Below are 20,698 nucleotides of genomic sequence, written 5' to 3' on the forward strand. Positions count from 1 at the left end.
GATATCTGTTATAATGGGGAGAAATCACGACAGGAAAAAGGAGCGGGCTATGAACAAACCTCGTGCGCGCCTTCTCGTCGCCGCGGCGCTTTCGGCGCTGCTCGCGCTGTTTCTTGGCGCCTTTCTCATCGTCAATGTGCGGGGCTTCGTGCGCTTTTGCGACGCGGACATGCAGGCGGACGTGCAGGTGGCTTCTCTCATGCGCGAACAGGGGACGCTCTTTCCCGACAACTGGATCTTCGGCAACCAGTTCTACGTGGCCGCGACGCCCGTTCTATGCGCGCTGCTGATGCGCGTCGTGCCCTCGCCCAACCTCGCGATGGGCCTTTCGACCACGATCATGGGCGCGCTCGTGCTGCTCTCCGCGCTCTACCTGCTGCGCCCCTTTACAGGCAAAACGGCGCGGCTCTTTGCGCTCGTCACGCTGGCCGCGGGCATCGCCTGCGAAAACATCGCCGTGTCCCGTATAGGGCAGCTCTTCTTTTTGATGGCCTCCTATTACGCCTGCTACGTGGTGACCGCCTTCCTCGTCTACGGGGTATGGCTCCGTCTGCGCTTCACGCCCAGCCGTAGGCGGGCGTGGGCGATGGCCCCCGTGGCCCTCGCGCTCAGCTTCGCCATGGGCATGCAGAGCCTGCGGCAGACGCAGGTGATGGTGCTGCCGCTGCTGCTCGTTGAGGCAATCTGCTTCGCCCGGGACGCCGCGCGCAGGCGCCCGAAAAGGCTCGGTCCCGCCGCATTCGCGCTGCTCGCGGCGGCCGCAAACATGCTGGGCCTCCTCGCGATCCGCGCCCTTTCGCCGGAGCAGCGGACCCTCTACGACAGCTTCCCCACGGACTTCACCGTGCCGCTCACGCAGCGCGTCGGCAGCTTCCTTTCGGCCTTTGGCGACGCCGCGGGACTCACGTCGGGCGGCGCGCTCTCGCCGCTTCCCGTTCTGCTGCCCGCGCTTTTGCTCCTGCTGCTTACGCTGCTCGATCTCGCGCTGCAGGCGCTTCGCCCGCGCGGGGAGCGCGCGATCTTTGCGGCGCAGGGGCTCTGCCTGCTCGGCGTTCTGGGCGTGCTGCCCGCGACGTTCCTCTCCTCGTTCGTCATGCGCAGCACGTATCTGTTCATGTACTACCCGCTCGCGGCACTGTGCCTGTGCGATCTGGCGATTCGGGCAGCCGGCCGCGCGCGCATCGCGCTTTCCGGCGCGTTGTGCCTGATCGCCCTCGTCAACTTCACGACCGGCGTTCTGCCCTGTGTACGCGCGTCCTTTTCCACTGAAAAGACCGACGCCATGCGGATAGCCGACTGGATGGCCGAAAACGACTACGACGTGCTCTACGGCTACTGGTGGGACGTGGGGCGCGTGCTCGCCGCGGCGGACGGGCGCGTCCAGGGCAGCGGATGGATCGCGAGGCCCCTGCAGGTGCAGCCCTACATCACGCTGACCGACGTGTACGGAGAGGATCTCTGCGACTGGGCGATCTACATGCTGCGGGAGGAGGACCGCGAGGAGGTCTTCGCCACTGCCGAAGAGATGGGCGCCGTGCTCACCGAGCAGGCCCGGATCGGCAAATACGCGCTCTACACCTCGGACTTTCCGCTGATGTATTACGCGGACAGGTGAGAAATGCATTATACGGAAGTCAAGGGCCTTTTGTCCGCCCAAAACGGCATGAACCTCTACCGCGGGTGCACACACGGGTGCATCTACTGCGACAGCCGGAGCCGCTGCTACCACGTCGACCCTCCCTTTGACGACGTGGAGGTCAAGCGCAACGCGCCGGAGCTGCTGGAAGCGGCGCTGCGGGGGAAGCGCAGGAAGTGCATGATCGGCACGGGCGCGATGAGCGACCCCTACATCCCGCTGGAGCAGGAGCTGGGCCTCACCCGCGCCTGTCTTGAGATCATCGAGCGTCACGGCTTCGGCCTTACGATTCTGACGAAGTCCGACGGCATCCTGCGCGACATCGATCTGCTGGAGCGGATCCACAATAAGGCCAAGTGCGTGGTGCAGATGACGCTCACCACCTACGACGAGGCGCTTTGCCGGACGCTCGAGCCGAATGTATGCACCACGCGCAGGCGTTTTGAAGTGCTGAAGGCCTTTCAGGCACGCGGCATTCCCACCGTGGTGTGGCTCTGCCCGCTGCTGCCCTTTATAAACGACACGGAGGATAACCTGCGTGGGATTTTAGGCTATTGCTTTGAGGCGGGCGTTCACGGCATCCTCAACTTCGGCATCGGCCTCACGCTGCGCGAGGGCAACCGGGAGTACTTCTACGAGCAGCTCGACGCGCACTTTCCCGGTCTGCGCAGGCGGTACGCGCAGAAGTACGGCCTGCAATATGCGGTTACGAGCGACCGGCACGCGGCGCTGATGGAAATCTTCCGCGCGGAATGCCGCCTTCGCGGGGTTTTGTGCGAGCCGGACGAGGTTTTCCGCTACCTGCACGCTTTTCCCGAGGCGGGCGAGCAGCTCAGGATGTTTTGACGGCGCAAAAAGGGCGGGCTCTAAAGCCTGCCCTCATTGGATAGCCAAACGATCTTTTCAAGGCATGGAAGACATTCTCCCGTGCCTTTCTTTATTTATTCGCCATACCAATCCCAGTGTTGATCCTACAAGTACGGAGTGCAGCAATTGCGGCTATCATACAACGGGATATTAAGCAAAATCCGACCAGATTTAATCAAGGGGAAACCGCCAACAAGGCAATTCCCCCTCTGTATTTCATACATAAGATTCTAAATCCCCTGTGAGTTCCTTTATGGCGGATAATTTTTACATATTCAAGGCGCTATTCGTTGACGAGCGTTTGCAGGCCATCTAAGCACGCTTTAAGCGTTTGGTTGCCCGACACATACTCAAGCACCGTTTTCAGTAAAAGATCATAGATGCCGCCATCTTTTTTCGAAGAGAGAGACAGCAAAGGATCTCGTCTTAAGTCAAGATGTGGCAGGATTACTTTACGGTAGGTATCTAATCTTTTGTCTGTAATTGCCCAAGAGTCGGGCGCCGCGCATATTGCGTCCACTTGCGCTTGCAATGCCGCTTCATCGGTACAAATGCCGCGCGCTTTGTCAGCGCCTCGTTGATCTTCAATAATAAAGTCTATAAAGACTTCCTTAGAAGGACGCAGAACGGGTTCGGCTAAATCAGGCTTAAACAAACCCTCGTCGCCAGGAGCGCGATGAGCGGCGATATACTCTAGGTATTCCATCGCGGCCTCCGGGTTTTTCGCGTTAGGGTTTAACACATATACAACCAGCCATATCGGAACAGAGGGTTTCGCTCCGTGAACGATTGTAGGAGGTAGCTGCCAGTAGATTTCGTCAGGTTGCGCCGTTTCCAACTCGTAAAATCGCTCGCCGCTTTCGGGAAGGTTCTTAGGATACTCTCCCCCTAAATCTATACTCTCTCCAGGATTGATATCTCCTTGAATAAAAGGCGTTGAATTACATGGCAGCGTCAAATTTTTTAGTGCCATAAGTGCGTTTGCAAACCCTTCCTCATGAAAGTCAACCGTCTTGTCGTCTCGCACGGACTCAGCAATAAACGTCTCTAGCAGATAGTTTGCGTAGTCTTCCTTTGCCCACGGTTTTTCTGCTTTGTCCCATGCAATGACTGGGGCATTACTCCCCATTTCGTCGATCAATTCGAGCAATTCATTATATGTATTTGGTAACGCATACTCTCCCTGCCAAGCCATTGGGCTCATCATGGAGGGAACGGCATAGAGCCGCCCCTCATGGAATAGCGCATTTTGAACGACGGAGATGATCTCCTGTGCATCGGTTATCAGCACGCTTGAAGAATTGAGTGGTGCGAGGAAGCCATCCTGGATGATCTTATCTAAATCTCCATCCAGCCGTAAGTGGAACAAGTCGGTGGTATCTCCCGCTTCGATCGCCTTGCGTACATCGGCGGCAGTGAGGGTAGGCTCGCGTTCGCGCTGTACCGCCACACCAGGATTTTCCTTTTGAAATTCTTCATCCGCGTTATCCGAGGCCATATAACCCCGAATGGTAAGGGGAATGAGATCGTTTTCCCATTCAAGAGGTACATATTGCATTCCATCGAAGCTGACAGAAACATAGCCCTCGCCGACCACGGCATAGGCGTTTGTTAAATGGTGGGACGCATAGCTCTGCAAAGCTGTCCAACCGCTACCCTCCCAACGGGAGAGCGAGCCGCCCACCAGAGCGTATAGGCCATGAGCCTTGTCATAAGCAATTCCCTTGATACCCTGTATATGTGTGGTGTACCATGTTTCGTTTATTTGACACGTATTCGTGTCCAACGCAACCAGCCTGTCCTTTTGTGTGACGCCATCGTATTGAAGTAGCAGTAGCTCCCCCGGTTCATAGGCACACAGTTCCAATGCTCCTCCTATTTCCAGCTCTTCGGCGTCGCCCGTAACAGGATTGACTCGATAAAGCGTCGCGCCTCCTTCCATCGCGTCTTCCAGCGGCTGAGCAACCAGGAACAACCATCCATCCTGATGTACCGCGGCCGTATACCTCATCGTCCGCAAATCCATTGCCGTATTTGAATAATCTAGCTGAAGATTCAGTCTGCCGCTTTGATATGCCCAAAGCTTCTTATTTCCCTGATCCAATATCCCGATCACATCGTCGTTTCGAAAAATCAGCGCATCAAAGGATACGTCCTGCTCGCAAAGAGCATCCGCCGATAGCCGCAAAGTGGGTTCATCATCGTCGGGAACCCATGTATACAAGCCTCCGCTTGTCATTAGGTATAAAGTATCGCCGGTAGATACACACCCTCGCATTGATCCAAAATCTATCTTTTCTAACTTAAAAATACCTTTAACCGCGCCTACAGCCAGCGCAGTTGCCGTTGCCAAAATGAGTACGATCACGAGTACAAACCCAATCGAAATCTTCTTTTTCACCTTCACATCCCCTCTCGTTTTTTGCAGCACTTGATAGCGAAGGGACGGCATTTTCTCGACACCGGAGAGGCATTCATCGATCGCGGAGCGGATGCGGTTGTCGTGCAGATCCTTATTGCTCATCTTCATGCCCCCCTTCCAACGCGTCGTGCAGCAACCGTCGCGCCTTTTTCAGCCGCTGGGATACGGCAGGCCGTGAGACGCTCAGAACCTGGGCAACCTCTGACGCCTTCATCCCCTGATAGTAGTACAGCAAAACGACCTCCATGAGTTTCCGCGGCAGGCGCATGACTTCCAGCGTCAATTCCACGCTCGCATTCGAGCTGGGCACAGACGGCTCCGGCAGCCTCTCCAGCGACACCCGCCGGTCGACGAAGCGGAACCAGGCGCCCCGCCGCATGTCCTTGCAGGTATTGACCGCAATGCGCGTCAGCCACGTTCTTTCATTGCTGTCGCCGCGGAAGTCTTTGAGATTTTTGTATGCCTTTAGAAAGGTCTCCTGCACGGCGTCCTCCGCGAGCGATATGTCCCGCAGGTACACGCAGCACATGCGCAGCAAATCCTTTTCATATTTCTCCATCAGGAAAATCAGTCGGTTCTCGAGGTTGTCGTCCGGGCCCGAGACAACTTCCATCTGCGCCACCTCCTTCTACTCAATTAGACGATCCGCATTGCCTATAATTAAGGCAAAAGAGAAATTTTTCCCGATTCCTTCCTGTTTTCTTCACGTTGCATTTTCTATTTTGTAGCGGCAAATCGAAGATGTCAGCAAGGCGAGGCAGCAAAAAAGGAACGTAAAAAAGAATGTCCGGCATTGTACGCACGAACATTCAAAAAGGTATGATTCAAATCACCAGGAGCCTGTGCATGGGGAAAGAGGTTCATCGTCCATCTTCCGTCAGCACCCCATAATGGTCGGAGATGACGGGATAAAAATCGCCGTTGAAGATCACGCGGCTGCTTCGCGTCGCACCCGGCTGCGCGGCGAACGCGAAGTCGATGCGCATGGGGTCCACCTTTTCCTTGCGCCAGCCGTCGATCTGGCCGCCGACCGTCGCGCCCGCGTCGCGCTCCGCCGCGCGCAGGAAGCAGTCCTCCCAGCCGGAGGCGACGACCAGGTCGTACCCCTCGCCGCGCACGTGCGCGGGGCTGTTGAAGTCGCCCATGAGATAGGCGGGCTCCAGCCGCTTCCCGCGCGATTGCACAAACCTGACCCACTGGCCCGCGAAGGGGTCTTCCTCGTCCTTCCACCACCCCATGTGCACGCAGTAAAACCAGCCGTCTCCACACAGCGCCTGTGTGCGGATGCCCGCGATCTTCCTGCGGCAGCGCCCCTTAGGGGTGGAGACGCAAACCGCATCAACCCCTGTAACCGGCGCACGGCTGAGCAGGGCGACGCCCTCCTCGTACACCCGGTAGCCCCGGTGCGCGTAGGCCCAGGTCCAGTAAAAGGGGGCTCCGCTTTCCCTGAGCAGCTCCGAGAGCGTGAGGGCGAAGTTGTCCGCGCGGATCGGCGCCTCCGATTCGCAGGGCACGAAGCGCGAAGCGCGGAGGCGTTCCGCTTCCGCCTCCCTTGCGTCGGCGGACTGGTTCACCTCCTGCAGGGCGACCACGTCCACGTCCTCCCGCACGATGGCGTCGGCCAGCGTGCGCAGGCAAAAGGCGTTATCCTCCTCCATGAGGCTGTGCGTGTTGAGCGTGAGCAGCCGAAGCTTATCCTTTGACCGCGCCATTTGTGAGCCCTCCAATGATTTGCTTTTGCATGACGACGTAGAAAATCACGATCGGCAGGCTCGCTACGACCAGGCAGGCGAAGGCGAGGTTGTAATCCACGCTGTATTCGGACTGGAAGTTGTTCTGATAGATCGTGAGCGTCCACAGCTTATGCGAGCGGTTGAGGCAGACCAGTGGCATCTGAAAGTCGTTCCAGATCGCCAGTCCCTCGCGGATGAGCACCGTCGCCAGAATCGGGCGCATCAGCGGCAGGATGACGCGCGTATAGGTTTGGAAGGTCGTCGCGCCGTCGATGTAGGCGGCTTCCTCCAGGCTCGTGCTGACCGTCGCGAGGTAGCCGACGTAGAGGAACATGCTCTCGCAGGTCGCGTGCGCGAGGTAGAGCAGCACGATGCCCACGGGGCTGAGCAGGTTCAGCCAGCCCATCAGCTTGACCACCGGCATCATGCGCACCTGCCAGGGCAGGAAGATGCCCAGCAGGAAGAAGAAGTACAGCCCCCTGAAAAAGCGGCTGCGCCCCATGGAACGCGAGAGCGCGTAGCTCATCGGCGGCATGATGATCATCTCCGCGACGAGGGAGAGCACGGTGACGAGGATGGTATTCTTATAGGCGTAGTACAGCTTTTCATCCGCCAGCACCTCGGCGTAATTGCCCAGATACAGGGACTTGGGCAGCGTGAAGAAGCTGACCGCGCTCTCGGACGAGGTCTTGAACGTCGTCGCGATGCAGATGTAGAGCGGGAACAGGATCAGCACCGCGCCGAGGATGAGGAAGACGTACGTGACGGCATTGCCGCGCCGTTTGGATCTGTTCACCTACTCCACCTTCTTTCCGCTCGTGAATTTGATCTGGATGACCGAGATGAGCGCGATGATGAGGCCTGTGGCGATGGCCTGCGCGATGGAATAGCTGTACTTGTTGCGCTCAAAGCCGTTGTTGTAGATCAGCAGCGCGATGCTCTGCGTCGCGCCGCCGGGCCCGCCCTGGGTCATGGCCTTGACGTAGTCGAACACCATCAGGCCCTGCTTGACGACCAGCACCAGCACGACGCTGAGCGTAGGCAGCAGATAGGTGACGGTGATCGCCTTGAATTGCTGCCACGCGTTCGCCCCGTCGATGGAGGCCGCCTCGTACAATTCCTGCGGGATCGTCTGAAGGCCCGCCAGGAAGAGCAGCGTCGGCAGCGCGACGCCCTGCCATAAGTGCACGAAGAGGATGCCGTAGATCGCGAGGTTCCGGTCCGCGAGGACGTTGCCGGCCAGGAAGCCGATGTTCAGGCCTTTGCCGATGCCCGGCAGCACGTAAAAGAAGATCTGCTTGAAGATCAGGCTGATCGTGATCATGCTCAGCACCGCCGGCGCAAAGTAGAGCGTCCGAAAGAAGGAACGCCCCCTGATCTCGCGGTTGAGCATCAGCGCCAGGATGACGCTGATCACGACGACGCCCACGATCAGCATCAGGGTATAGCGCGCGTTGAAGAACAGGGCCGACTTGAACTTGCGGTCGGTCAGCAGCTTCGCGTAGTTTTCAAAGCCGACGAATTCATAGGTGGGGCTGATGCCGTTCCAGTCCATGAAGCTGTAGTAGATGCCCATGAGGATGGGAAAGATGAGGAAGCAGCAGTACATCAAAAAACCCGGAAGGGTAAAGGCGACGAAGGTCATCGTCTGTTCCCGCCGAAGCCCCGGCCGCCTGCCTCTTCTCGCTTTCGCTGGCGCTACCATGCTTTGATTCCGCCTTTCTTGCGTTCTTGGCGTATCCGTGAAAGAGAAACGGGGCTGCCCACCTCAGCGCGGCAGCCCCGCAGGGCAATGTATCAGTCGTTGTAGTAGTCGTCGATGACCAGCGCCGCGTCCTCGTAGTAGGCGTCCAGGTCACGGTCGATCTCCAGGTTGGTGGCCACGTCGCCCAGCTCCTTGCGGAAGCCGCTGGGCCAGATCGCGTTCTGGCTGATGACCACATGCCCCGCCGCCATGGTCTCGTTGATCTTCTCCAGCTCCTTGACGTTGAGCTTAACGCCCTTGATGACGTTCGGGCTGCCCTCGATGTCGGTGTAGGTCTGGGCCGTCTCGGTTCTGCTCAGGAACTCGAGGAACTTCAGGCACTCCTCCGGATGCTTGGTGGAAGAGGAGATGCAGAAGCTCGTGTCGATGCTGACCACGACGTCGGATTCCTTGCCGGTCGGGTTGGGCAGCGGAATCAGCGCGATCTTGAGGTCGGGATCGTAATCCTTGAGCGTGGTGAGGGACCACTGGCCGTTGATCGTCATGGCCGCCTGGCCAGAGAGAAGCTGCTGATAGGACTCGGTGTATTCAGAGCCGAGGGATTCGGGCGTCATGTAATCGGCGATCTGCAGCGCCGCGTTCGCGTAGGTGGTGAGCACCGCGGAATCCTTCGCCTCCAGCTCGCCCGCCGCGATCTGCTTGAAGTCCGCGTCGTCCTCCGAGATGAAGCTCATCATGCGCTCCATGCGCTGATAAACCATCGTCTTGTCCGGCAGCGCAAACGGCGTGATGCCCGCCGCAGCGAGCTTTTCGCATACGTCCATCAGCTCGTCCCAGGTCGTCGGCCACGCAAGGCCCTGCTCTTCAAAAATATCGGTGCGGATGTACAGGCCGTAGCAGCTCAGCGAATACGGCATGCGCCAGTTCTTCCCGTCGTATTCGGACAGGCCGAGCGTCTCGTCCTCCACGTTTTCAAGGAACGGCTGGCCCGTCAGGTCCATGATGATGCCGTCCTCGAACATGATTTCGTACATGGTGCTCGTCACGCAGCTGAACAGATCGGGCATTTCGTTCGTCTGCGCGCGCGTCTGCAGCACCGTGCCCGCGTCGGGCACCTGCGTCATGGTGACGTGGATGCCGGGGTTTTGCGCGTTGAACTCGTCGATCACCGCCTGCATGCCGTTGATGGCCGCGGCCTCGGACTTGTGGATGACGTATTCAAGCTCCACCACGTCCTCCGCCTGCGCAAGCACGCACATGGACAGCATCAGCGTGGCCGCCAGAATCACAGAGAGAATCTTGCTCCATTGCTTCATATTCCGGGCACCTCCGATATTTATTGTGAACCCATTATAAGAAAACGGGGTGCAGAAGAAAATAGCTGATTTTCATATTTCTTATCATTTTTTCAGTTTCTTATTTCCTTCTTCCGAATTTTTGGGAGAAAAAATTGCTTTTTCCGCCAGTTCCCTTCAACTTGTTGCCTTTTTTTCTATTATGCTCTATGATAAGAAAAACGTCCAACCCGCTCGCGTGAGGTGCGCCATGAACCGATTTATCTCTCTGCTCCGACGGACCTCCGTGGTCAGGCGGCTGCTCTATCTGTTCCTCCTCCAGACCGTCGTGATCGCCCTCTTCTGCGCCGCCACGGTGCGCTCCTCCGTGCAGGACATCGCGGACAACCTGCGCCTTTCCGGTTCGCAGCTGCTGTACTCTGCCTCCAGCCGCATGGAATCCGCCATCTCGGAGATCGACATGCTCACCAAGTTTCCTGTCCTGCAGGCGGCATACGGCTCCACGTCGATCTTCGACTACCTGGTCAGCGAATCCGCCGACACCTCCCGCCTGATCGCCTATTACCGCAGCATCCAGCAGGAGCTGATGAACCTGCTGGTGCTGCACTCCAGCGCGTCGCTGGTAGGCGTCAGCGACCTGTCCGGAAGGCTCGTCTACTGCAAATCGGACGCGATCTACTACAGCCTCGCCTCTCTCGACCCGGACAGCGCCCTCTTCCAGTCGGTGCTGGAGCGGCGGGGCGGCTATCAGGTCATTCCATCTTCGGAGCTCGGCCCGCTCGCCCAGAGCCTTCCGCACCCGGAAGAATGCCTCTTCGGCGCGCGCGCCATCATGAAGCTCAACCACTTTTCGCCCGTGGGCGTCGCGCTGTGCTGCATCGACCTGACCGCCCTGCGCGAATCCTTTGAGCTCGGGCGGCCGTACCCGGAGCAGCGCCTGTGCGTGCTCGACGCCGAGGGGAAAGCGCTGCTTGGCGAAATGGATCTCTCCGTCGCCGCACGCCTGAGCGTGCTGCCCGCGGGCGAGCTCGTCACCCGTTACATCCGCGACGGCGAGGGCTTCGCGGTCTATCAGCTCTACCGGTCGGCCGGAGGGCTGACCGCGTCCCTGCGCACGCCGCTCGTCTGCGTGCTGGGCGGCCTGCGCGCGCAGATTCTGGTGCTCGGCGGCCTGCTGCTCTTCTTCGTGCTGAGCGTGCTGATCTTCACCCGTCTGCTCGTCTCCAGCATCCGAGAACCCATCGGCAAGCTCATGGGCGTATGTGAGCGCATCCGCGAGGAAGACTTTTCTCCCGTGGAGGACGAAGACGCGCACGACGAGATGCACGACCTGATCGAGTCGTTCAACGCGATGTCCGCGCACATTCAGCGCCTGATCGAGGAGGTCTACCAGAAGAACCTCCTGCAGGCGCAGACCGAAATGCAGCTGCTGCGCTCGCAGATCAACCCGCACTTCGTCTACAACACCCTGGAGACCATCCGCGCCGCGGCCCTCACCCAGGGCAACGGCGAACTGGCCGACATGGCGGCCCTGCTGGGCAAGACGCTGCGCTACGGCGTCTCGCTGCAATCGGAACCCGTGACGGTCGAGCAGGAGCTTTCCAACCTGCGCGACTACGTCGCGCTGCAGCAGATGCACTTTCACGGCCGCCTCACCGTGCTCATCAACGTCGAGCCGGAGCTATACGCCTGCTTCATCATCAAGCTGCTCCTGCAGCCGCTGGTGGAAAACGCCATCTATCACGGCATGTCGATGACCGAGGGCGAGGGCCGCATCCGCGTGCTGGGCTACGCGGAGGACGGGGACGTCGTCTTCACCGTCTCAGACGACGGCATCGGCATCGCGCCGGAGGAGCTTTCGCTCCTGAGCGACTACGTCGAGGGAAAAAACGACGCCTTTACCTCCATCGGCCTGCGCAACACCAACCGGCGCATCCGGCTGTACTACGGCAGCCGCTACGGGCTGGCCATCCGCTCCATCCTGGGCGAAGGGACGGTCATCACCGTGCGCGTGCCGCGAAGGCTCACGCCCATCAGGGCCCCCGGGAAAGGAGAACCCGCATGATTCCGATCCTGATCGTGGACGACGAAGCCGCCATCCGCGCATCCATCGCTTCCATGCTCGAAGCGCGCTATCCCGGCACGTTTTCGCTGCATCAGGCGGAGAACGGCCAGCGCGCGGTGGAGTTCGCCTGCGCGCAGAGCGTGTCGCTCATCCTCGCCGACATCAAGATGCCGGTGCTGACGGGCCTGGACATGCTGGAGCGGCTCAGCGAGGTACACTACGAGGGCGAGGTCATCGTGATCAGCGGCTTCGACGACTATGCGCTCGTGCGCCGCGCGATGAAGCTGGGCGCTTCGGATTACCTGCTCAAGCCCATCGTCGCGGAGGACTTCTTCCTGCAGATCGACGGCTTCCTGCTCCGGTATCGCCAGCGCATGCCGCCCGCGCGTCCTGCGGCCGTGTCCTCCGCGCAGAGGCGCTCGTACCGCCAGCAGTACGCCCTGGAGCACCTGCTGCGCGACACGGGCGGTGCGCTTCAAGGCCTGATGGCGGATTGCCATCTGCACCCGGAGCACCGACTCGTCGTCTGCGCCTCCTCCGGCAGCACGCCCGCGAGCGCGCTGTTGCAAAAGGCGTGGCAGGCGGAGTGGGAGGAAGCGCTGTCCTCCCTGCTCGCGGACGGATGCGTGCTCGTTCAGGGCGAGTGGCAGCGGCTCTTCGTCTCGCTCTTCTTTTACAGGACGCCCGCCCAGCTCGAAGCGTTCCGCGAGGCCAAGCGGACGCTGATGCGGCGCGCGCCGGGTCTCGTCTGCTCCAAGCCCCTGGCGCTTGATGGCGCCGCCGCCGGGCTGGAGGAATGCCAGCAGCTGCTGACGCGCAGGTTTTACGACCTGCCCGGCGAGGACGGGCCGGAGCGCTACCCCTACGCGTCCCTCTTCTCGCAGATGACGGACGCCGTGTGCCGGTTGCAGCCGGACGGCTTCGACGAAAGCCTTTCGCGTCTCCTCGGCCTCGTCTGCGCGCAGCTTCCGCCCGTGGAGCAGCTGCGCCAGCTCCTCTGCGCGATGGTCTACGCGGTGCTGCAGCGAAACAGCGCGTTTATCCGCGTCGTGGGGCACATGGAGCTCACGCAGGACGACGTCATCCGCTGCATTCAGGGCGCGCAGAGCGCCGCCGACCTCTCGCGGGAGCTGCGGCGCATCGTGCGCCTGCAGATTGAAAAGGTGCGCGCGCAGTCCGCCTCGCGCGACGAGCAGCACGTCGAACGCGCCAAGCAGTACATCGCCCAGCACTACGCCGAGGACCTGACGCTCCCCGCGCTGGCGGAGCACCTCGCGCTGAACCCCAACTACGTGAGCACGCTGTTCAAAAAGGCCTGCGGCATCCCCTACAGCCACTACCTGCGCAGGGTGCGCATCGAAGAAGCCTGCCGCCGTATCCGGGAGACGAACGATAAGCTCTACGCGATCGGGGAAGGCGTCGGCTACCACGATCCCGTGCAGTTCAACCGGGCGTTTCGCGAGGAGATGAACTGCTCGCCGCGGGAATACAAAAAAGCCTCCGGCGCGCGCTGAGCGCCGGAGCAAAAAGCCGCCTCCCGCCATCGACCGGCGGGAGGCGGCTGCGTTCCCCTCTTACAGCACCTTGAAGGAGTTTCTCGCAGTGCGGTAGATTTCCTGATAGTAGTCGAAGTAGTCGGCGGGGGTGGAGATGCGGATCTGATAGAGCGCCTGGTCCTTGGCGACGACGCCCGCGCGTCCGCGCACGCTGTAGGTCTTGTTCGGGTCGGTCGGGTCCGCCACCACGCCCTTGTAGTACACGTAGTAGCCCTTGCCGCCGCCCATGGGCAAAGAACCGTATTCCGTATTGACCGTAAGCTCCAGGAACTCGTTGGTCATCTCGTTCATGATCGAATCAAGCTGGTCCTTCGCGTCGTCGCTGGTCTGCTTGGTGCCCTTCTGATACTTCACCATCGTGAGGCGCGCGGGGTATCCGCTCTCCTCGCGCAGGCTCGCCTCAGCGGAGGGCTCCACATACTGCACGAACTCCGCCACCGTGCCCGAGGTCTGAATCCAGGTATTCGGCTTGCTAAATTCAAAGCCCGCCGCGCTCGAGGAGAATGTGTCGTACTTCACGTTCGCCGTCGGCTTGGGCGTCGGGGTCGGCATGTCGATCGGGTCGATCGCCACGGGCGTCGCGCCCGGCTCCGTCGGATCGAGCGGAGGCATGTCGTCGTTGATCGTCGGGTCCTTCGTGGGGTCGGGCGTCGGCGAGGGCGTAGGCGACGGTGAGGCCGTGGGGATCGGCGTCGACGTCGCATCCGGATCCCCCGCCTGGCAGCCGGACAACGCGAACGCGCAAAGCAGCAGCGCTACGAGCAGAAACACACGCTTCATAGGGTCTATAACCTCCATTTCGCCCTCGCGGGGCCTGGCATCTCTCCGGCCGCTGGGACCGGAAACAAACTGTGACCATGCCGGGCAGAATTGCCCAGCTTCTATGTGCATTGTAACAGGACGAGCCGTGAATGTCAACGTGTGCGCCGCTGGCAAAGGTCTCTAAACGCCCGGCATCCCCGTCCGCGCAGGCGTTCAGCGGGCGCGCACTTGATGGATGACAAATTCACCGGAAAGAAGTATACTGAAAAAAAGCAGATTTTCAAAATAGGAGGACGCTTATGGCCTTAAGCTGCGACCTGCTCGCCCACCTCGACAGGATCCACACCACCGAAATGGGCGCCGTACGAATCAGGCGAAACCTTGGCCTCATCGAAGACGACGTCGTATCCTGGTGTAAAGCGCGCATGGCCGGCGCGGACGCCCGCATCTCACGGCAGGGGAAAAACTGGTACGTCACGGCAGAAGGCTGCGTCTTCACCGTGAACGCCGCCAGTTACACGATCATCACCGCGCACAGGGCAGAGGGTTAACGGTTCGGCGCACGCAAAGCGCAGGAACAGATTTCCGCGGGGCTTCCCGCGCCGGAGGAGGCAGGACATTGAGGAAGGAATCCATCAAGCGCTTCCTGGGCGAGCGCGCGCTTCGGCCCTGGTGGCGACTTCGCAAGCGCCTGGAGCGCGCAAGGAAGGATCTGCGGCGCGCTTTCCTTCGCAACAGGGACTTTACGGTGATCTCGAACAACTGCTTCGGCGGTTTCGTCTATCAGCGTTATGCCCTGCCCTATCGCACGCCGACCGCCGGGCTCTTCTTCATGCCGGACGACTATTTAAAGCTGCTGGGCGATCCCAGGCGCTACTTCGCCGCGCCCCTCCGCTTTATAGATCCCTTGCAGGCGCGCTGCGCCGCGGCGCTCGGCGCCGCCGACCCCGCCTACGGTAGCTACCCCGTCGCGCGCCTGCTGGACGTCGAGGTCTACTTTATGCACTACGCCACGCCCGAGGAAGCGCGCGAAAAATGGACGCGCCGCTGCGCGCGCATCAACTGGGACAACCTGCTCGTCAAGTTCTGCGACCAGAACGGCGCGACGGAAGAGCAGATTCGGGCCTTCGACCAGCTTCCCTATCCGCACAAGGTCTGTTTTACCGCGCGCGCCTACCCCGGCGCGGGCAGCGTCGTGCCCCTGCGGGCGGATCGCGGTCAGCCCTGCGTGCGCGCCGAGACGGAGGAGCTGCGCTTTTCACGGGACTTTCCCCTCACGCGCGTGCTCAACCGCATGCAAAAAAAATAACGGCCGCCGGAGCTTTTTGCCGTTTCTTTCCGTCTTTTTCAGTGAAAGCGATAAGGAGGAAAATGCCATGAAGCGAACGTGCCTATCGTGTGCGCTGATCGTCCTTTGTCTCGCGTGCTTCCCGGTTCTCGCGCAAAACGTCTCCCTGCCGGAGAGCATCGGCCGTGAGCTCGGCGAGCGCTACTCCGATTACGCCCTGCTGGCTGCGGACGACGCGCTCGCCGCGGGCACGCCCGGCGAATTCGCGGTGATCGCCCTCACGAAGGACGGCGAAAGCGTGCTCACCGTCTTTCGGCGGCTGGGCGAAGAGCTCTACGCGCTGGCATTGAAGAGCAAAACCGCCCTGCGCCAGGACGCGCAGGCCGTCGGCCTTCGCGCCGCGGACAACGGCTGGATCACCGTGCAGTACGCCGGGGACGACGGCGGCATGCCCTATCAGGAGGACATCCACTTTCTCTTCGGTCAGGCCGGCGCGCTCACCTTTCAGTACGCCGGACGCCACCTTATAAACAGAGACGGCCAGACACAGGTGCGCTCGCTCTTTGCGCTGGACGGCGGCCTGTTTCAGCTCTGCGACGAGCGGCAGGATGCGTCGGGGCGGCGCGTCTCCATGGCGCGCACCTGGAACCTGACCTGCGAAAACGCTTCCGCGCCGGACGCTGACGCGGTCGAGCGGCTCCTTAGCGGGCCGGTTCCGGAGCAGCCGCCGTATCTGCTCGAGCTGCCGGCGGGCGTAGACGTCGCGCTGCCTGCCGAAACGGACCTCTATACGGGCCCGGGCGACGTATACCTGCGTCTCGGAGGTGGCCTGGGCCGGCTTCCCGCCGGCGAGACGGTTTCCCTGATCGGCTTTGAAGGCGACTGGGCCCTGCTTCGCTACGGTCTGGACGACCCGGTAATGGGGTATTACGGCTATGCGCCGCGCGCCAGCCTGCCCGAGGGGCTGCAGGCGCCGCAGCTTTCGCTCGCCTACGAGCCGCTGCGGACGAAAAAGGCTTACACCGTATACGACAGCATGAGCGGTGAGGAAGCCGCAGAGATCGCCGCCGTCCGCGCGGGGGAGGAGGCCGAGCTCACCTACCTCTTCTATACGGTGGAAGGCCACATCTGCGTGGAGCTTCGCCGCACGGGCAAGGCGCCCCTCCGTGGGTTTCTAAAGCGCACAGAGCTGTGAGCCCTGCGGCGCCGTGCGCCGCGCCTCGGGAAAGCGCCGCGTGCGCAGGGGCAGCCAGTCGAGCACGTCCGAGATGTGCTCGTCCCAGTACCTCCATTCATGGGTGCCGGGCCCCTCGTGATACTCGATGCCGAGCTTTTGACCGAAGCGCTGGTTAAAGTACGCATTTTCGCGGTAGAGCTTGTCCCCCGTGCCGCACCACATGAAGAAACGGGGGCGCTCCGCGCCGGACGCCGCGAGGCGTTCCGCCGCTTGGAACAGGTCGTCCGCGCCGCCGACCGCCTCTTCCCGCCGCCCGAAGATCAGCCGGTATTCGGGCAGCAGCGAATCGTAGTCGTAGGCGAACGGGGTACTCCCCACCACGTCGAGCGCCCCGGAGAGGCTGGCCACCGCGCCGTATTTTTCAGGATGCAGCAGCCCCAGCTTGAAGGCGCCGTACCCGCCCATGGAAAGGCCCGCGGCGAACCGGTCCTCCCGCAGGGGAGAAAGGTGGAAGAACCGCTCGCAAAGGCCCGGCAGCTCCTCCGCGATGAACGTAAAATAGCGGGGGCCGTACTTCATGTCCGTGTAAAAACCCCGCAACGTGGTGGGCATGACCACGGCGAGCGGGATGCCGCCGAGCTTGCGTTCGATCGCGCTCCACCGCTGCCAGACGGTGTGGTCGTCCGAGAGGCCGTGCAGCAGGTACAGCGTGGGCCAGCGGTACTCCGGGGGGTAGTCGTCCTGCTCGCCCTCCGCGGGCAGCAGCACGTCCAGGGAAATGTGTTGGCGTAAGACCTTTGAATAGCAGTTTACGTGCATCAAAGCCATGCTTGTTCGCTCTCTTTCTGTCAGCCTTTTACCGCAGCGCTCAGTTGGAGCCCCTGCATGAAGTACCTGCGCGCGAATAGATACAGGAGAAACGTCGGAATTACGGCCAGCATGCAGGCTGCCAGCACCCGCTCGTAGTACCCGCCGTACGAGTCGTTGAGCAGACGGATGCCCGCGGTGAGCGTCAGGCGCGAGGGTGTGGTGATCGCAAGCGACGGCCACATCAGGTCGTTCCAGGAGGCGGTGAACGTGAACAGCGCCACGACCATCATCGCCGGGTACAGGCAGGGCAGGATGATGCGAAGGTAGATGTGCAGATCGCTCGCGCCGTCGATTCGCGCGGATTCGTCCATGTCCTTGGGGATGCCGTGCATGAAGTTGCGCAGCAGGAAGATGTTGAACACGTTGCCGAGCGCGGGCGTAATCAGGCAGATGAGCCGGTTCGTCCACCCCAGGGCGTCGTAAAGGTAATACTGCGGCACCAGCGCCACCACGCCGGGGATCATGCTCAGCCCAAAGAGGAACCAGAAGAGCTTCTCCTTGCCCCTGAACTGCAGCCGTTCGTAGGCATAGGCGGAGGTGGAGGAAATAAACAGCACCAGTAGCACCGTGACCCCGGAAACGATGAAGGAGTTCATCACCATGCTGACAAACGGCGCGGCGGTGTTGTTCCATACGAACGCGTAATTGTCCGTCGTCCATTGAAGGGGCAGGACGTTCAGGTACTTTGAAAAACGCTTCATCTCCACGTTGGTCTTGAAGCTCGCGAAGAACGAAAAGACGAGCGGGCTGAGCCATGCGGCCGCCAGTGCAAACAGCAGGACGGACAGCAGCAGCGTCTTCCATTCGCGCCGAAGGCGCGCGGGAAGCGCTGTCTTTGTTTGCATACCGGAATACATGCGGTCTCTCCCTCCTTAATCGTTCCCCCGGCGCATTGCGCCAAACTGCAGCAGCGACACGAAGAATATGAGGATGCCCAGGATGAGCGCCATGGACGAGGCGATGCCCGCGTTGACGCCGGAGCTGCCAAAGCCGCTCTCGGCGATGTACTGCATGATCATCTTGTTCGCCTGATGGTTGATGCCGTTCACGACCTCGAGCGTCGGCCCGCCCTTGTTGAACATGTCCGGCTGGCCCCAGATGCCAAATTCCGCGATGACGCTGGTGATCAGCGTGTATTGCAGCGGAAACCGGATGGAGGGGATGGTCACGTGAAGAAAGCGCTGAAAGGCGTTGGCCCCGTCGACGGAGGCGGCCTCCAGAATCTCGGTGGAGACGCCCGCGAGGGCCGACTGATAGATGATCAGGTTGCTTCCACAGCCCCACCAGACGGTGATGAAGATCAGGGCGATCCAGTTATAGGGCGAGGCGGTGGTCCATTGCAGCTTTCCCAGCCCCAGAAAGTTGTTGATGATGCCCGCGTTGCTGTCGAACATGTAGCGCCAGGAGACCATGACGACGGAAAGCGACAGGAGCGAGGGCAGGTAATAGCAGGTCTGGAGCAGCTTATGCCCGCGGCACTTCGTGCTCAGCAGCAGCGCGAGCGCCAGGGGCACGAGGATCCTGAAGGGGACGCACAGGAGCACGAACTTGACGGTGCTTGCGAGCCCCCAGCGAAGCTGCCAATAGTACATGGAGGTCTGTTCCGTCAGGAGGGACGCGTAGTTTGACAGTCCCACCCAGACCGGCTGCTTGCCGAGCGTCCACTTCGTAAAAGAGGCGTACACGCCGGTGAGGATCGGAAAGATGTTAAAGCAGAGGAATACGATCAGATGCGGCAGCAAAAAGGCGACAGGAACCCACCAGGCGTAGAGCCTTAGTTTGCGATGCTTTGTGGACAAGGCGATCCATCCTTCCGTTTATGGAATGTGGGATCAGGCAGCGCCTGATCCCACATGGGTTCCCCCGGAGGGGAACGCGGTTCAAGGTTCCCTTACTGTGCGGCGATCTTCTCCAGCGTCTGCTTTTCCCAGGTCTGCGCGAATTCCTCCGCGCTGATCCGGCCGTACACGCCCTCCCAGCCCAGGCCGTCGAGCACGTCGAACAGGAGCTGCGAGTAGACGTAGTTCGGGTTGGAGATGTTGTAGTTGTTGCTGACAAACGCCTGCGGAAGCGCCTGATATTCCTCGCTCGCCGCGGTCGCCTTGGAGGCGACGATGGAGCCTGCCTGCGCCCAGTCGATCGAGTGCTCGTAAAAGTAATGGATAAAGGAAGCGATGGCGCGCTGTTCCTCCGCGCTGCACGCCTTGTTGGGCATCATGAACGCGTGGGAAGCGCCGAAGAGCGTGGGCGTGTCGTCCGCGGAGGTCTGCGGACCCGCGATGAAGGAGAAGTCAAAGCCGTATTCCTTCACGGCGCTCATGTTCCACGTGCCGCCCGTGTAGAAGATCGTCTCCTCCAGCGCGAACAGCGTGGAGGCGTCGTCTCCCTCCTGCCACAGGTATCCCGCGTCGTAGCAGCCCTTCCACAGGTCGATCATCGAAGCGACCGCGTCCTTGTCGAGCGCGAGCGTCGTGCCGTCCTCGGAGGCGTAGGTCCCGGCCAGGTCGAGATAGGACGCCAGCAGGTCGTTGCGTGCCCAGCTCGCCGAAAGCACGGCGACGTCCTCCACGCCCTGCTCCTTCAGCCGCTCTCCGACCGCCCTGATCTCGTCCCAGGTGACGATGCCGTCCTCCAGCACCTCCGGGCAATACTGCTCGGCGAGGGCGTCGTTGACGTACATGCCCCAGGTCGGGAAGTCGAGCGACACGCAGTAGCGCTTGCCGTCGTAATAGTTCAGCGCCGCGCACGCGTCGTGGTACTTGTCGATGGCAAAGTCGAAGTCGCCGAGCGACGCGAGCGTCTCATCCATCGGCTGAATGTAGCCCAGTTCGACAAAGCGGGCCACGTCGTAGGAATAGGTGACGAAGACGTCCGGCAGCGCGGCCGGGTCGTTCATGGCCAGCGCCAGCTTGGTGTACAGGTTTTCGCGGTCGATCGCGACGTGCGTCAAATGCACGTCGCTTTGGGCGGCGTTGAAGTCGTCCACGATGCCGGTCATCGTGGTGCCGTCGTCTCCCGTAAAGAGCGTCCACAGTTCGATTTCCACCGGCGCCTGCGCCGAGGCGGGAAGGATGCACGCGCCCATCATCGACAGGCAGAGCAGGATCGCAAAGATTTTCTTCATGGCTTGACCGTCCCTTCTTTTTATCCAGATGTCCTCTTCTATCTTTCTCTTCACCCTCTAGAAAGGCGAAGAAACATCCTATGGGCATTTCCGAGCGCTAAACCGCCGCAGAAAGGAAGCATAAGCGTCAAGTATCCGCCAAATTTGCTGTGCAATTATTCCTATTTCCTGTGCTCATTATAGGGCGCGCTCCTCGCT

18 protein-coding genes are annotated in these 20,698 nt (G+C 60.8%); 7 read left to right on the forward strand and 11 right to left on the reverse strand.

Annotated features, from left to right (window positions below; translation table 11 throughout):
• The first annotated feature begins 49 nt into the window (after nt 1-49).
• Both C1725_RS16880 and C1725_RS16885 read left to right on the forward strand, forming a co-directional pair.
• Nucleotides 50-1,615, forward strand: coding sequence for a hypothetical protein (locus tag C1725_RS16880; protein WP_102412852.1), 1,566 nt, complete (start codon nt 50-52; stop codon nt 1,613-1,615).
• Nucleotides 1,616-1,618: 3 nt separating this feature from the next.
• Nucleotides 1,619-2,482, forward strand: coding sequence for a radical SAM protein (locus tag C1725_RS16885; RefSeq protein ID WP_102412853.1), 864 nt, complete (start codon nt 1,619-1,621; stop codon nt 2,480-2,482).
• Nucleotides 2,483-2,786: 304 nt separating this feature from the next.
• Here C1725_RS16885 and C1725_RS16890 read toward each other — a convergent pair whose 3' ends face one another.
• The 6 genes from C1725_RS16890 to C1725_RS16915 form a co-directional block, all read right to left on the reverse strand.
• The gene (locus C1725_RS16890) at nt 2,787-5,027 is read right to left on the reverse strand and encodes an extracellular solute-binding protein (RefSeq protein WP_346026780.1); all 2,241 of its coding nucleotides are present in this window, start codon (nt 5,025-5,027) and stop codon (nt 2,787-2,789) included.
• Nucleotides 5,017-5,538 (reverse strand): sigma-70 family RNA polymerase sigma factor, encoded by a 522-nt coding sequence (locus C1725_RS16895; protein ID WP_102412855.1) that lies wholly within the window; start codon nt 5,536-5,538, stop codon nt 5,017-5,019. Before C1725_RS16895 ends, C1725_RS16890 begins: the two co-directional genes overlap by 11 nt.
• Before the next feature lie 247 nt (nt 5,539-5,785).
• Nucleotides 5,786-6,637, reverse strand: a complete 852-nt coding sequence (locus tag C1725_RS16900) for an endonuclease/exonuclease/phosphatase family protein (protein ID WP_102412856.1) — start codon at nt 6,635-6,637, stop codon at nt 5,786-5,788.
• On the reverse strand, nt 6,618-7,454 hold the full coding sequence (locus tag C1725_RS16905; RefSeq protein WP_102412857.1) for an ABC transporter permease subunit: 837 nt from the start codon (nt 7,452-7,454) through the stop codon (nt 6,618-6,620). Before C1725_RS16905 ends, C1725_RS16900 begins: the two co-directional genes overlap by 20 nt.
• Entirely contained in the window at nt 7,455-8,363 is a 909-nt protein-coding gene (locus C1725_RS16910; protein ID WP_346026781.1) for a carbohydrate ABC transporter permease, read from the reverse strand.
• Between the two features lie 92 nt (nt 8,364-8,455).
• A complete protein-coding gene (locus C1725_RS16915) occupies nt 8,456-9,679 on the reverse strand; it encodes an extracellular solute-binding protein (RefSeq protein ID WP_102412859.1) in 1,224 nt (407 codons plus the stop codon).
• Nucleotides 9,680-9,908: 229 nt separating this feature from the next.
• Between C1725_RS16915 and C1725_RS16920 the strand changes: the two genes are divergently transcribed.
• Together C1725_RS16920 and C1725_RS16925 are read left to right on the forward strand one after the other, a co-directional pair.
• Nucleotides 9,909-11,723: a sensor histidine kinase gene (locus C1725_RS16920; RefSeq protein WP_346026782.1), complete on the forward strand. Its 1,815-nt coding sequence runs from the start codon at nt 9,909-9,911 to the stop codon at nt 11,721-11,723.
• On the forward strand, nt 11,720-13,237 hold the full coding sequence (locus C1725_RS16925) for a response regulator (RefSeq protein ID WP_102412861.1): 1,518 nt from the start codon (nt 11,720-11,722) through the stop codon (nt 13,235-13,237). The genes C1725_RS16920 and C1725_RS16925 overlap by 4 nt, the downstream gene beginning before the upstream one ends.
• A gap of 60 nt (nt 13,238-13,297) precedes the next feature.
• Here the strand turns inward: C1725_RS16925 and C1725_RS16930 are convergent, their stop codons facing one another.
• Nucleotides 13,298-14,059 (reverse strand): hypothetical protein, encoded by a 762-nt coding sequence (locus tag C1725_RS16930; RefSeq protein ID WP_102412862.1) that lies wholly within the window; start codon nt 14,057-14,059, stop codon nt 13,298-13,300.
• A gap of 281 nt (nt 14,060-14,340) precedes the next feature.
• Between C1725_RS16930 and C1725_RS16935 the strand changes: the two genes are divergently transcribed.
• From C1725_RS16935 to C1725_RS16945, 3 genes are all read left to right on the forward strand, one after another.
• Complete coding sequence (locus C1725_RS16935; protein WP_102412863.1) at nt 14,341-14,592, forward strand: DUF3781 domain-containing protein; 252 nt, start codon at nt 14,341-14,343, stop codon at nt 14,590-14,592.
• A gap of 68 nt (nt 14,593-14,660) precedes the next feature.
• Complete coding sequence (locus C1725_RS16940) at nt 14,661-15,350, forward strand: DUF1919 domain-containing protein (protein ID WP_346026783.1); 690 nt, start codon at nt 14,661-14,663, stop codon at nt 15,348-15,350.
• A gap of 67 nt (nt 15,351-15,417) precedes the next feature.
• A complete protein-coding gene (locus tag C1725_RS16945; RefSeq protein ID WP_102412865.1) occupies nt 15,418-16,524 on the forward strand; it encodes a hypothetical protein in 1,107 nt (368 codons plus the stop codon).
• Here the strand turns inward: C1725_RS16945 and C1725_RS16950 are convergent.
• The 4 genes from C1725_RS16950 to C1725_RS16965 form a co-directional block, all read right to left on the reverse strand.
• The gene (locus tag C1725_RS16950) at nt 16,504-17,334 is read right to left on the reverse strand and encodes an alpha/beta hydrolase-fold protein (RefSeq protein ID WP_102412866.1); all 831 of its coding nucleotides are present in this window, start codon (nt 17,332-17,334) and stop codon (nt 16,504-16,506) included. The two genes, C1725_RS16945 and C1725_RS16950, sit on opposite strands and share 21 nt — an antisense overlap.
• Nucleotides 17,335-17,354: 20 nt before the next feature.
• Nucleotides 17,355-18,233: an ABC transporter permease subunit gene (locus C1725_RS16955; RefSeq protein ID WP_102412867.1), complete on the reverse strand. Its 879-nt coding sequence runs from the start codon at nt 18,231-18,233 to the stop codon at nt 17,355-17,357.
• Nucleotides 18,234-18,248: 15 nt separating this feature from the next.
• Nucleotides 18,249-19,175 (reverse strand): carbohydrate ABC transporter permease, encoded by a 927-nt coding sequence (locus C1725_RS16960; RefSeq protein ID WP_102412868.1) that lies wholly within the window; start codon nt 19,173-19,175, stop codon nt 18,249-18,251.
• A 92-nt stretch (nt 19,176-19,267) separates the two neighbouring features.
• On the reverse strand, nt 19,268-20,500 hold the full coding sequence (locus tag C1725_RS16965) for an extracellular solute-binding protein (protein WP_102412869.1): 1,233 nt from the start codon (nt 20,498-20,500) through the stop codon (nt 19,268-19,270).
• Between the last annotated feature and the right edge of the window lie 198 nt (nt 20,501-20,698).

The organism is Beduinella massiliensis (assembly GCF_900199405.1).
GTDB classification, from domain to species: Bacteria; Bacillota; Clostridia; order Christensenellales; family Aristaeellaceae; genus Beduinella; species Beduinella massiliensis.